We start from the raw sequence: 12,820 nt of genomic DNA on the forward strand, positions 1-12,820 counted from the left end.
CGCGCAGGGGGCGCGTGCGCCGGGTGAAGGGGGCGTGAAGGCGCATAACAGGGACATCACGGGCCGGTTCTCCCTTGGGAACAGGGGAGGGCACGGTCCCGTGCGCTGTCAGTACCGAGTGATACAAAGGGCCGTCTGAGAACTTTCTGAGTACGACCTTGGGTCCATCACGAACCTCAGGGCGTGGCTAAAAATCAGTGAACGAGGGGGAAGAGCGCTGATGTCCCAGCCGCCCAACCAGCCACCGCAGCAAGGTGGTTTCGGAGCGCCGCAGGACCGGCCGGCACAGGACGGCGGCTTCGGCGCTCCGCAGACGCCGCCCGCGCAGGGAGGTTTCGGCGCCCCGCAGGGCACGCCCCCTGCGCCGGCCCAGCCGCCCCAGGCTCCCCCGACCCCTCCGGCTCCGCAGCAGCCCCAGCCCGGCTACGGCTACCCGCAGCAGCAGCCCGGCCCCTACGCGCAGCCCGGTCCCTACGCCGCGCCCGGCCCGTACGGGCAGCCGCAGCAGCCGGGCCCGTACGGACAGCAGCCCGGTTACGGCTATCCGCAGCAGCCGCAGTTCCCCGGCGCGCCCGGCACGCCGCCCGGTGGCCCCAAGAGCCCGTTCACGGGGAAGCCCGCGGTGATCACCGCGGCGGCGGTGGCGGCGCTGCTGGTCGTCGGCGTCGGCTTCTACGTGGCCCGTGGCGGTGACGACGACGGCCAGAAGAAGCCGGTGGCCGGCAAGAGCGACGACCCCAAGCCCTCCGCCTCCGACAGTCCGGTCAACCCCGGCGACGGCAGCGGCGACGGCGGTGCGGACCCGGACAACCTCAACGAGGGCCGCAAGCCCGGCGAGTCGAAGGTGCTCTGGTACAAGTCGGCACCGGACGCGCCCGGTTCCGGCGCCGACGCGCCCGGCATGTGGATCACGGACAAGACGGCGGTCAAGGCGGCGTACAAGCAGGTCTTCGGGTACCGCGTGGGCAGCGGCGACCCCGCCTGGGCCCCGATCACCTTCCCGACGAAGATCTGCGCGGTCACTCCGGAGAAGTCGGCCGACAACAAGGTCGTCGTGGCGTACATGAGCGGTACCAGCGACCGCGCCAAGTGCAACAAGCTCCAGGTGGTCAACCTCGACTCCGGCGCGAAGGGCTGGAGCGGCGAGGTCGCCGACGGCGCGCTGTTCGACAGCGCCATCAGCATCGAGCTGACCATCAGCGGCAAGACCCTGATGGTGGGCCGCTCGCAGTCGGGCACGGCGTACGACCTCGCCAGCGGCCGCAAGCTGTTCGACAAGAAGAAGTACGGCACCAACTGCTTCCCGACCGCGTTCGCGGGTGGCCCCGACCGGCTGATCTCCGTGGCCTCCTGCGACGCCTCCGGCAGCAACGAGCACGACGAGATCCAGGAACTCGACCCGACCACCGGCAGGGCCAAGTGGACCCAGCCGGTGAAGAAGGGCTGGCGGGTCGCCCGGACCTACTCGCTCGACCCGCTCGTGGTCTACCTGACCAACGAGGACAAGAAGGCCTGGAACATCTCCACCTTCACCCCGGGCGGCAAGTTCCGCTCGGAGGTCGGCGTCGACGAACACTTCGCCCCCCAGTGCGGCTGGGCGATCCTCGAACGCGACCTGCAGGGCTGCCAGGGCGTCGCCGTCGACGCGGACACCCTCTACCTGCCCACCGACGCCACCACCGGCGCCAACGAGATCGTCGCGATCAACCTGGCCAACGGCAAGGAGAAGTGGCGAGTGAAGTCCCCGGCGGACGAGTCGATGACGCCGGTGAGGGTGGAAGGCGGCCAACTCGTCGCGTACGTCCATCCGTCGTACGACGCGGGCGGCGAGATCGTGTCCATCCCGACCACCGGCAGCGCCCACAAGCCGACGAAGCTGCTGCAGAACCCCGCGAGCACCGCGGAGATCGAGGACACCTTCTACGACGGTGCCGTCGACTGGGTCGGCGGACGCTTCTACATCTCCTCCACCCGGCTGTCCGGCAACGACGACGACAAGGAGAAGCTGATGCTTGCCTTCGGCAAGTGATCCCCCCTTCTCCGGTGACTCCGTCGCCCTCCCGTCGCCTTCCCGGCGGCTTCGCCACCAGCGCCACCCGCGCCACCAGCGCCGCCTTCGTCGTCCCTTGCGTCACTTCCGAGGTTTACCTGCCATGACCCAGCCGCCTCCGCCGCCCAACCAGCCCCCGCAGCAGGGCGGTTTCGGCCCGCCCCAGGACCAGCCGCCCGCGGCCGCTCCGGCGCCTCAGGCGCCCCAGAACACCCCTCCGGCCCCGCAGACCCCGCCGGACCTCCAGAAGGCGCCCCAGCCCGGGTACGGCTACCCACAGCAGGCCCCGCAGACGCCCCCGCCGCCGCCGCCCGGCTACGGCTACCCGCAGGGCCCCCCGGCCCCGCAGGCCGGACAGACGCCGCCCCCGGGCTACGGCTACCCCGGCCAGCAGCCGAACCCGTACGCCCAGCCGAACGCCTACGGACAGCCGAACGCCTACGGCCAGCAGCCCACCGCGTACGGCCAGCCCGGTTACGGCTACCCGGGCCAGCCCACCATGCCGATGCAGCCGCAGGCCGGCCCGCCGGGCAGTGGCGGAGGCAAGTCCAACACCTCGCTCGTCATCATCGTCTCGGCGCTCGTGGCGATCGCCCTGATCGCCGCCGGCGGCTTCTGGTACGCGAGTTCGTCCGGCGACGACGGCAAGAACAAGAAGCACGAGACCGCGAGCTCCAGCGGCGGTACGGCCGGCACGGGCGGCGCGAACGGCGGCACGACCGGCGGCAAGGAGAACGTGCCCGCCGACACCGCCTCCAAGCTCCTCTTCCAGGTCCCGCTGCCGAAGGCGAACGACACGGTCGTCACCTCGGGTTCGTGGCTCACCGACAAGGTGTACGCCAAGACCGGCATCGCCGAGATCGTGGGCTACGACCCCGACAAGGGCTCGAAGCTGTGGACGATCAAGCTGGCCGGCCCGGTGTGCGCGGTGACCGACCACGTGACCGAGGACGACCGGACGGCGATCGTCTACCAGCCCAAGATGCCCGCGAAGAGCTCCTCCGCGGGTTGCACCCAGGTCGCCGCGATCGACCTGGCCGCGGGCAAGAAGCTGTGGTCGAAGCCGGTCGACTCCGGTGACTACCCGATCAACTTCGAGAATGTGACGGTCGCCCAGCACACCGTCGCCGTGGGCAGCACCAACGGCGGCGCGGCCTTCGACATCGACTCCGGCAAGCCGCTGTGGAAGCCGAAGCAGACCGACAGCTGCTACGACGCGGGTTACGGCGGCGGCGCGAAGCTGGTGGCGCTGCGCAAGTGCGGCGAGTACGACAACCGGCAGCTGCACGTCCAGAACATCGACCCGAAGTCCGGGAAGGTGATCTCCGAGTACAAGATGTCCGCGGGCATCGAGTACGCCAGCATCGTCTCGACGGACCCGCTGGTGGTGGCCGCCGACGTCGGCGACAGCGCGGGCGACGGCAGCGGCATCTCGGACTACTTCTCCATCGACAACAAGACCGGAAAGCTGCGCACCCGGATCTCTGCGCCGGGCGACTCGTACGGCGGGCGCTGCGACGGCATCTCCCGCATCGAGTTCTGCAAGCAGATCGTGGTCGGCAACGACAAGCTGTACGTGCCGACCGAGGAGCACGACGGCACCGGCGACTACAGCAAGACCAACGAGATCGTCGCCTTCGACCTGGGCACCGGCAAGCAGACCGGCCAGCGGGCCGACGCCGGCGACGGCTACACGATCTCCCCGCTGCGCATGGACGGCGGCAACCTGATCGCGTACAAGCGTCCGCCGTACGACAAGGGTGGCCAGATCGTCAGCATCGCCGGCGGCTCCTTCAAGGAGACCGAGCTGCTGCAGAACCCGGCCACCGAGAAGGAGCGGGACGCGGAGACGAGCATGCTGCCGGACTACGCGGAGATCCTCTACTCGGAGGGGCACCTGTACATGTCGGCCGTCTTCGCCCACAAGTCGGACTCCACGTACGGCAAGGAGTACCTGGTGGTGGCATTCGGCGCGGGCGGCTGAGCGCGCGCCCCCTGGTGGCCGACGGCCCCGTCCCTGGTCAGGGGCGGGGCCGTACGCGTACCGCTCATCACCCTCGAATGCGAGCAATGCCAGAAATTCCGTCGATCCGGGGCACTTCTCATCAGTAGGGGCAGCGCAACGTCGAACAAGCGTGTAGCTTCCGGGGGCATGAAGGACGAGGTGCCGGGGGGCCCTCTGTCCATGAGTACCAGTGGGCATCCATAGTGGGGCATCCATTGGGGGGACTGGGGGGTTGCTCTGTGGGAGTGCGGCTCATGGTGGTCGACGACCACCGATTGCTCGCCGAGGCGCTGGCATCGGCGCTCAAGCTGCGCGGGCATCGGGTGCTCGCGGCGGCGGCGCCGGCCGCGGGCGCGGCGGAGTTGGTGATCACGCGGGCCCCCGAGGTGTGCCTGCTGGGGACGGCGGCGCCGGCCGAGCCGGGGGTCTTCGACCCGGTGGTGCGGATCAAGCGGGAGCGTCCGCAGGTCGCGGTCCTGGTGCTGGGTCCGGTGCCGTCGCCGCGCGGGATCGCGGCCGCGTTCGCGGCGGGCGCCTCGGGCTACGTACGGCACGACGAGCGCATAGAAGGCGTCGAGCGGGCGATCATGAAGGCGCGGGCGGGCGAGGCGGCCGTGGCGCCGCAGCTCCTGCAGGGCGCGTTCAGTGAACTCCTCAACCCGGCGGCGCAGCCCGACGACGAGGGCCAGCGCCTGCTCCAGATGCTCACTCCGCGCGAGGTGGAGGTCCTGGTCCGGGTCGCCGACGGTGAGGACACCCGGCTGATCGCCGCGGGCATGGGTATCGCCCCCTCCACCGCCCGCACCCACGTCCAGCGCGTTCTGATGAAGCTCGGCGTCGGCTCCCGGCTGGAGGCGGCGGCCCTGGCGGCCCGCACGGGTCTGCTGGACCGCGCGGGCCCGTTGCCGAACTCGGCGGCGCCGCACGGGGACTCTTAGGCGCGCGTCCGCCGTCCACAGGGGCCCGGAGTCCGGTGCTCCGCGCCCCTGTGGGCGGCGCGCTACCGGGCCCTGTCGTCCGGTGCGGTGTCGGGCAGCGGCGGCGGTGTGGGGCGCAGCTTCAGCCAGGCCAGGAAGAAGAGGCCCAGCAGGAGCATGCCGATGCCGGTCCACAGGTTGATGTTGACGCCCTCGGCCTTGGCGATGGCCGCGTCGGAGGCCGTGATGCCGGCGATCGTGACCATGACGCCGTAGAGGACGAACAGGCCGCCGATGATGCGGCGCAGGTCGAAGATGCGGGCCGCGGTCGTGGACCTGTGCTCCAGGTCCAGAACCTCCCGCTGGAGGTCCCGCTCGGTGAAGCCGGAGTACCCGAAGTCCTCGGGGCGCTCGGGGCCGTCGGGACGGTCGCGGTGCTCGGGGTGGTCGGACATGGTGTCTCCATCCTCCCGCGGTCAGAGCGAGAACGGGATGTAGCAGGCGGCGGCGATGATCACCGCGCCCCAGCCCAGCAGGGCCGGCTTGCGGTACCAGGCGTCGTCGCCGGCGGCGGGCGGCTCGGCCATGCCGGGCGACCGGGTGCCGTAGACGAGGCCCTCCAGTTCCTCGGCCGGCTTCGGCGAGGTGAACAGCGACACCACGAACATCACGATCCCGCCCGCGACGAAGCCCGCGATCGCGGAGACGAAGTTGGCGCCCTGGTCGGTGGGGATGTCGATGATGTGCCGCTTGTACATCACGAAGTAGTTGACCATCGCGGTCACGGTCCCGGCGAGCAGGCCCCAGAAGCCGGACTTCGCGGACGCGCGCTTCCAGAACATGCCGATGATGAAGGCGACGAACATCGGCACGTTGAAGAAGGAGAACAGCGTCTGCAGGTAGGCCATGATGTTCGAGAACGAGGACGCGAGGAACGCGGTGCCGATGGAGGCCATCACGCCGATCGCCGTGATCAGCCGGCCGAAGCGGACGTAGTACGCGTCCTCGCGGTGCCGGACCACGTACTTCGACCAGATGTCGTTGGTGAACACGGTGTTGAACGAGGACACGTTGGCCGCCATGCCGGCCATGAAGGCGGCCAGCAGACCGGTCACCGCGATGCCGAGCACGCCGTTGGGCAGCAGCTCCTGCATCAGGTAGGGGATCGCGTCGTTGTACTGCAGGCCCGAGGCGCTGGTGCCGATCTTCGGGACGAGCGCCGCCGCGACCAGACCCGGGATCATCACCAGGAAGACGATGAAGATCTTCGGGTACGCGGCGATCAGCGGCGTGCGCTGCGCGGCGGAGAGGTTCTTCGCGGACAGGGCGCGCTGCACCTCGGCGAAGTTCGTCGTCCAGTAGCCGAAGGACAGCACGAAGCCCAGGCCCAGCACGATCGTCAGCCAGTTCGCGCCGAGCGGGTTGGGGCTGCCGATGCCGGTGCCGCCCCAGGCGGTGACGAAGTCGTGCCCGTGCAGGACGGTGAGCCGGTCCGTCAGGCCGTTCCAGCCGCCGACCTTCCTGAGGGCGAGCACCGTGATCGGGATCAGCGCGGCCAGGATCACGAAGAACTGGAGCACCTCGTTGTAGATCGCGGAGGACAGGCCGCCCAGGGTGATGTAGGCGAGGACGAACAGGCCGGCGACCACGATCGCCACCCACTGGGGCCAGCCGAGCAGCGCCTCCACGACGATCGCCAGGGCGTAGAGGTTCACCCCGGCGATCAGGATCGCGGCGAAGGCGAACAGGATCGAACTCAGCAGATGTGCCCACTTGTCGAAGCGCAGCAGCAGGAACTCGGGGACCGAGCGCACCTTGCTGCCGTAGTAGAAGGGCATCATCACGAGGCCGAGAAAGACCATGGCGGGGATGGCACCGATCCAGTACCAGTGGACGGTGTAGGCACCGTACTGGGCGCTGTTGGCGGCCATGCCCAGGATCTCGGTGGCGGCCAGGTTGGCCGAGATGAACGCGAGACCGGTGATCCAGGCCGGCAGTGAGCGCCCGGACAGGAAGAAGTCGAGGCTGGTCCTGACCGAGCGGCGGGCCGCGAAGCCGATGCCGAGCACGACGACGAAGTAGATCGCCAGGATCGTGTAGTCGAGCCAGTTCGTGGGGAGCCGCAGCTCGGCCGCCAGCGCGGGAAGGGCTTCCCGGGCTGTGTGGGCGGGTGTGAGGGGGAATGTGGGGGTTTGCACACCGTCATTCAACACGTCCGCTCATACACCTCCTCTGATTGCGTTGTTGACTGCCCTGGTGAGTTGTGTTTTGGTATGTGCGTTTCTGTTTGATGGTTGAGTGGTGGCTCGGATAGGGAGTCCGCAGTGAAGAAGACCTCGACTCGACTGGCCGACGGTCGTGAGTTGATCTACTACGACCTGCGGGACGACACCGTGCGCGACGCGGTGGACCGACGACCGCTCGACCGCACCGTGACCACCTCCGCGATCCGCCGCGACCCGCTGCTCGGCGACTCGGTCGCGATCGCCTCGCACCGGCAGGGCCGCACCTATCACCCGCCCGCCGACGAGTGCCCGCTGTGCCCCTCCCGGGACGGCCGGCTCAGCGAGATCCCGGACTCCTCCTACGACGTCGTCGTCTTCGAGAACCGCTTTCCGTCGCTGGCCGGCGACTCCGGCCGGTGCGAGGTCGTCTGCTTCACCTCCGACCACAGCGCCTCCTTCGCCGACCTCGGTCAGGAGCAGGCGCGCCTGGTGCTGGACGCGTGGACGGACCGGACCTCGGAGCTGTCGCATCTCCCCTCCGTCGAGCAGGTGTTCTGCTTCGAGAACCGCGGCGAGGAGATCGGTGTGACGCTCGGTCACCCGCACGGCCAGATCTACGGGTACCCCTTCACCACTCCTCGCACCGCCCTGATGCTGCGCTCCCTGGCCGCCCACCGGGAGGCGACCGGCGGGGAGAACCTCTTCGACGCCGTCCTGGAACGGGAACTCGCCGGTGAGCGGGTCGTCCTTGAGGGTGAACACTGGGTGGCCTTCGTGCCGTACGCCGCGCGCTGGCCCTACGAGGTCCACCTGTACCCGAAGCGCCGTGTGCCCGATCTGCTCGCCCTCGACGAGGCGGCGCGCTCAGAGTTCCCCAAGGTTTATCTGGAACTCTTGAGGCGCTTCGACCGTATCTTCGGCGAGGGTGAACCTCCGACGCCCTACATCGCGGGCTGGCACCAGGCCCCGTTCGGCGCGCTGGAGGAGTTCGACGGTGTGGGCCGCGACGATTTCGGTCTTCACCTTGAGCTTTTCACCATCCGCCGCACTTCCGGCAAGCTGAAGTTTCTCGCGGGTTCCGAATCCGGCATGAGCGTGTTCATCAACGACGTGCCGCCGGAGCGCGCGGCCGAGCGACTGCGAGAGGTAGCGAGCACATGAGCGGCAAGTATCTGGTGACCGGCGGCGCGGGCTATGTCGGCGGCGTGGTCGCCCAGCACCTGCTGGAGGCCGGGCACGAGGTCACCGTCCTCGACAACCTCTCCACCGGCTTCCGCGAGGGCGTCCCGGCCGGCGCCACCTTCGTCGAGGGCGACATCCGCGACGCCGGCAAGTGGCTCGACTCCTCCTACGACGGCGTCCTGCACTTCGCGGCCTTCTCCCAGGTCGGCGAGTCGGTCGTCAAGCCCGAGAAGTACTGGGACAACAACGTCGGCGGCACCATGGCGCTGCTCGGCGCGATGCGCGAGGCCGGCGTGCGCAAGCTGGTCTTCTCCTCCACGGCCGCGACCTACGGCGAGCCCGAGCAGGTCCCGATCGTCGAGACCGCGCCGACCCGGCCCACCAACCCCTACGGCGCCTCCAAGCTCGCCGTCGACCACATGATCACCGGCGAGGCGGCCGCCCACGGCCTGGGCGCGGTGTCGCTGCGCTACTTCAACGTGGCGGGCGCCTACGGCGCGTGCGGCGAGCGGCACGACCCCGAGTCGCACCTGATCCCCCTGGTCCTCCAGGTTGCCCAGGGCCGCCGCGAGGCGATCTCGGTCTTCGGTGACGACTACGCGACGCCGGACGGCACCTGCGTGCGCGACTACATCCACGTCGCGGACCTGGCCGAGGCCCACCTGCTGGCCCTGACGGCCGCCCGGTCCGGCGAGCACCTCATCTGCAACCTCGGCAACGGCGAGGGCTTCTCGGTCCGCGAGGTCATCGAGACCGTCCGCCAGGTCACCGGCCATCCGATCCCCGAGGTCGTGGCCCCGCGCCGGGGCGGCGACCCCGCCGTCCTGGTCGCCTCGGCCCGGGCCGCCCGCGAGCGCCTCGGCTGGAACCCGTCCCGCACGGACCTCGCCGGAATCGTCGCGGACGCGTGGGAGTTCACGCAGAAGATCGCAAGGGAGAACTAGTGGGGGCACAGCAGGTCCGGGAGGGCTTCGCCGCGCTGTACGGCGCCGCGCCGGAGGGAGTCTGGTCGGCGCCGGGCCGGGTCAACCTGATCGGCGAGCACACCGACTACAACGACGGCTTCGTCATGCCGTTCGCGCTGCCGCACGCGACGACGGCGGCCCTCTCGCGCCGCGACGACGGCGTGCTGCGCCTGCACTCGGCGAACCTCGCGGGTGACGCGGGCGGGGTCGTGGAGCTGTCGCTGGACGCCCTGGAGCCGCAGAGCGACCGGAGCTGGACGGCCTACCCGGCGGGCGTGGTCTGGGCGCTACGCGAGGCCGGCCACCCGGTCACCGGCGCGGACATCCACCTGGCCTCGACGGTCCCGAGCGGCGCCGGCCTGTCCTCGTCGGCGGCCCTGGAGGTCGTGATCGCCCTCGCCCTGAACGACCTGTTCGGGCTCGGCCTCCAGCGCTGGCAGCTGGCCCGCCTGTGCCAGCGCGCCGAGAACGTCTACGTCGGCGCGCCCACCGGGATCATGGACCAGACGGCATCGGCCTGCTGCGAGGCCGGGCACGCCCTGTTCCTCGACACCCGTGACCTGTCCCAGCGGCAGATCCCCTTCGACCTGGCCGCCGAGGGTCTGCGGCTGCTCGTCGTGGACACCCGGGTCAAGCACGCGCACAGCGACGGCGAGTACGGCAAGCGGCGCGCCGGCTGCGAGAAGGGCGCGGCACTGCTGGGCGTGGACGCGCTGCGGGACGTGCCGTACGACGGACTGGACGAGGCGTTGGCCCGGCTCGGCGACGACGAGGAGGAGGTGCGCCGCCTCGTGCGCCACGTCGTGACCGAGGACCAGCGCGTCGAACGTGTCGTGGCCCTGCTGGAGTCGGGCGAGCCGCGCGTGATCGGCCCGGTCCTCACCGAGGGCCACGCCTCCCTGCGCGACGACTTCCGCATCTCCTGCCCGGAACTGGACCTCGTGGTGGACACCGCGCTGGCCGCCGGTGCCCTCGGCGCCCGGATGACCGGCGGCGGCTTCGGCGGCTCGGCGATCGTCCTGGCGGAGGCCGCCGAGGTGGACACCCTCGGCAAGGCCGTCGAAGAGGCCTTCGCGGCGGCGGGCTTCACCGCACCGCGGGTGTTCGAGGCGGTACCGGCGGCGGGGGCCCGACGGGTGGGCTGAGCCCGCGTGGGGTGCGGCCCGCGTGCGGCTGAGCCTCGGCACGACCGTGAGCGACCGGTCCCGTGCGCGTGAGCGCGTACGGGGCCGACGCGTGTCCGGCGCGGGCCCTGGACCGGCGGCGGTCGGAGGCAGCCCCAGGCGCGGCACAGCGGCCGCAGGACGTCGGGGATCTCCGGTGCGGGGCCCTGCATCGCCGTCATGTAGCCGAAGACGCGGGCCGCGGCCTCCCGCGGAGTCCGGTCCGGGACGGCCTCGTGCCGGGACCGGGCCGCGGCGGCCGGATGCCGGCCCAGGAGGGCGAACCGGGCGCCTGCGGGAAGCCGTTGCCGAGACTCAGACGAGTGTCTTCGTCAGCGTGTACTCCGTGAGTCCGGGCGGGTAGTCCTCGATCACGCACACCACCTGGTAGCCCTGCTTCCGGTAGAAGTCCGGCGCCTGGAAGTCCCAGGTCTCCAGGCGGGCGGAGCGGCAGCCGCGGTCCCGGCGGGCGACGCGTTCGGCCTCGCCGAGGAGCCGGGAGCCGAGGCCCGCGCCGCGGTGGCGGTCGTCGACCCAGAGATAGGTGACGTGCAGCCAGGACGCCCAGGTGTGGCCGACGAGGCCGCCGGCCAGTTCGCCCGATTCCGTCGACGCCCAGACGTGGAGGGGGACCTCGCGTTCGGCGGGGGTGCCGCGCAGCGCCGCCAGGACGGGGGAGGCCTTGGTGTTGGTGTCCAGCAGCCGGGAACGGAGAAGATCGCGCCTCGCCTTGTCGACTTCCGTCTCAATACGAAACATGCGGCACACCATAAACGTGCTGGACAGCCAGTTCTGCAAATTACCTTCCGCTCCCGGCCACCGGCCGTACCCTGATGAACAGCACCGGTGGGGGCCGGTGTTGATCAGGGGGCGAGACAGTCGGGTACGACGCCCGCGGTGGGGGTAGCAGTGTCTGCACGGCGGCGGCCGTGCGGTTTCCGTCACCCGTGGGGGTCGTACCCGCGCCGGTCGGCGTTCTCCGGACGATGGGGTGTCCCCTGCTCCTTTCGGAGCTTGGGCTAGGGGGTTTCATGGTTCGCATCCGAGTCCTGGTCGTCGACGACCACCGTATCTTCGCCGAGTCGCTGGCCGCGGCGCTTGCCGCCGAGCCCGACGTCGACGTCGCCGCGGCCGGCAGCGGTCCGGCCGCGCTGCGCTGCCTGGAACGGGCGGCCGCCGAGGGCCGCCGCTTCGACGTCCTGCTCGTCGACGCCGATCTGGGCGGCCATGTGCCGGGCATACGGCCGGCCGTGCCGGTGCAGGAGGGAAACGAGGAGGGACTGGTCGACGGGATCTCGCTGGTCGTCGGCGTCCGTTCGGCGCAGCCCGGCGTACGCACCGTCGTCCTCGCCGAGAAGGACGATCCCCGGCGCGCGGCCCTGGCCCTGCAGGCCGGCGCCTGCGGGTGGGTGGCCAAGGACTGTTCGCTGTCCCGGCTGCTCAACGTGATCCGGGGCGTGCTGCGCGACGAGACCCATCTGCCGCCCGCCCTGCTCACCGGCGTCCTGCGCGAGCTGACCGCGGCCCGCAAGCACCGCACCGAGAGCGAACGGCTGGTGGAGTCCCTGACCCCGCGCGAGCGGGAGGTGCTGCGCTGCATGGTCGCCGGGCTCGGCCGCAAGGCCGTGGCCGAGCGGCTGTTCCTCTCCCCGCACACGGTGCGCACCCACATGCAGAACGTCCTCGGCAAGCTGGGGGTCCACTCCACCCTCGCCGCCGTCGCCCTGGCCCGCCGCGCGGGCGTGGGACCGGTCGACCTAGCCGGGGATGTTGTCGAACGGGGCGGTCAACTGGCGTAGCAGCGCGGCCAGTTCGCCACGCTGGGCGCGGGAGAGTTCCGCGAGGATCGCGCGTTCCTGGTCCAGCAGACCCGCCAGGGCCTGGTCCGCGCGGTCCTGCCCCTCCGCCGTCAGCCGGACCAGCACGCCGCGCCGGTCGCTCGGGTCGGGCAGCCGCTCCACCAGGCCCTTCTTCGCCAGCCGGTCGATACGGTTGGTCATCGTGCCCGAGGTGACGAGGGTCTGCGTCAGCAACTGTCCCGGCGAGAGCTGGTACGGGGTTCCCGCACGCCTGAGCGCGGTCAGGACGTCGAACTCCCAGGGCTCCAGCTGGTGCTCGGCGAAGGCCAGCCGACGTGCCCGGTCCAGGTGCCGGGCCAGCCTGCTCACCCGGCTCAGCACTTCGAGCGGTTCCACGTCGAGGTCCGGGCGCTCCCGGCGCCACGCAGCGACCAGCCGATCGACCTCGTCCTCCATGACGATCAGTGTAGTGGTTGTGTCGACATGAAGTCTCTTGACGTCCACCCTCTCGATG

General features: G+C 70.7%; 11 protein-coding genes. 7 read left to right on the forward strand and 4 right to left on the reverse strand.

Translation table 11 applies throughout. The features are described from left to right. Positions 1-220 precede the first annotated feature (220 nt). The 3 genes from ACWGKT_RS04365 to ACWGKT_RS04375 all read left to right on the forward strand — a co-directional run bounded on the left by ACWGKT_RS04365 (position 221) and on the right by ACWGKT_RS04375 (position 4,993). On the forward strand, positions 221-2,029 hold the full coding sequence (locus tag ACWGKT_RS04365) for an outer membrane protein assembly factor BamB family protein (protein WP_453272419.1): 1,809 nt from the start codon (positions 221-223) through the stop codon (positions 2,027-2,029). Positions 2,030-2,153: 124 nt separating this feature from the next. Next, positions 2,154-4,034 (forward strand): outer membrane protein assembly factor BamB family protein, encoded by a 1,881-nt coding sequence (locus ACWGKT_RS04370; protein WP_453272420.1) that lies wholly within the window; start codon positions 2,154-2,156, stop codon positions 4,032-4,034. A gap of 275 nt (positions 4,035-4,309) precedes the next feature. Next, a complete protein-coding gene (locus ACWGKT_RS04375) occupies positions 4,310-4,993 on the forward strand; it encodes a helix-turn-helix transcriptional regulator (RefSeq protein ID WP_356146037.1) in 684 nt (227 codons plus the stop codon). A 62-nt stretch (positions 4,994-5,055) separates the two neighbouring features. Here ACWGKT_RS04375 and ACWGKT_RS04380 read toward each other — a convergent pair whose 3' ends face one another. Together ACWGKT_RS04380 and ACWGKT_RS04385 are read right to left on the reverse strand one after the other, a co-directional pair. Further along, positions 5,056-5,427, reverse strand: a complete 372-nt coding sequence (locus ACWGKT_RS04380) for a hypothetical protein (protein ID WP_453272421.1) — start codon at positions 5,425-5,427, stop codon at positions 5,056-5,058. A 21-nt stretch (positions 5,428-5,448) separates the two neighbouring features. Continuing rightward, positions 5,449-7,170, reverse strand: a complete 1,722-nt coding sequence (locus ACWGKT_RS04385) for a sodium:solute symporter family protein (RefSeq protein ID WP_453272422.1) — start codon at positions 7,168-7,170, stop codon at positions 5,449-5,451. Positions 7,171-7,296: 126 nt separating this feature from the next. Here ACWGKT_RS04385 and galT point away from each other — a divergent pair, with 126 nt between their 5' ends. Genes galT through galK form a run of 3 tightly spaced genes read left to right on the forward strand, consistent with a single transcriptional unit; the run spans position 7,297 to position 10,489 of the window. Next, on the forward strand, positions 7,297-8,358 hold the full coding sequence (galT, locus tag ACWGKT_RS04390; protein WP_356146045.1) for a galactose-1-phosphate uridylyltransferase: 1,062 nt from the start codon (positions 7,297-7,299) through the stop codon (positions 8,356-8,358). Next, the gene (gene galE / locus ACWGKT_RS04395; RefSeq protein WP_453272423.1) at positions 8,355-9,323 is read left to right on the forward strand and encodes a UDP-glucose 4-epimerase GalE; all 969 of its coding nucleotides are present in this window, start codon (positions 8,355-8,357) and stop codon (positions 9,321-9,323) included. Before galT ends, galE begins: the two co-directional genes overlap by 4 nt. Next, positions 9,323-10,489 (forward strand): galactokinase, encoded by a 1,167-nt coding sequence (gene galK, locus ACWGKT_RS04400; RefSeq protein ID WP_453272424.1) that lies wholly within the window; start codon positions 9,323-9,325, stop codon positions 10,487-10,489. Before galE ends, galK begins: the two co-directional genes overlap by 1 nt. 333 nt (positions 10,490-10,822) lie before the next feature. Here galK and ACWGKT_RS04405 read toward each other — a convergent pair whose 3' ends face one another. Continuing rightward, on the reverse strand, positions 10,823-11,278 hold the full coding sequence (locus tag ACWGKT_RS04405) for a GNAT family N-acetyltransferase (protein ID WP_453272490.1): 456 nt from the start codon (positions 11,276-11,278) through the stop codon (positions 10,823-10,825). Positions 11,279-11,538: 260 nt separating this feature from the next. On the opposite strand from ACWGKT_RS04405, the gene ACWGKT_RS04410 reads away from it, so the two are divergent. Then, positions 11,539-12,306 carry a response regulator transcription factor gene (locus ACWGKT_RS04410; RefSeq protein WP_356146054.1) on the forward strand — a complete coding sequence of 256 codons (768 nt, stop codon included), beginning with the start codon at positions 11,539-11,541 and terminating at the stop codon, positions 12,304-12,306. Here the strand turns inward: ACWGKT_RS04410 and tamR are convergent. Beyond that, the gene (gene tamR, locus ACWGKT_RS04415; RefSeq protein WP_235458711.1) at positions 12,265-12,762 is read right to left on the reverse strand and encodes a MarR family transcriptional regulator TamR; all 498 of its coding nucleotides are present in this window, start codon (positions 12,760-12,762) and stop codon (positions 12,265-12,267) included. The two genes, ACWGKT_RS04410 and tamR, sit on opposite strands and share 42 nt — an antisense overlap. Between the last annotated feature and the right edge of the window lie 58 nt (positions 12,763-12,820).

Source organism: Streptomyces sp. NPDC054794 (assembly GCF_053611585.1).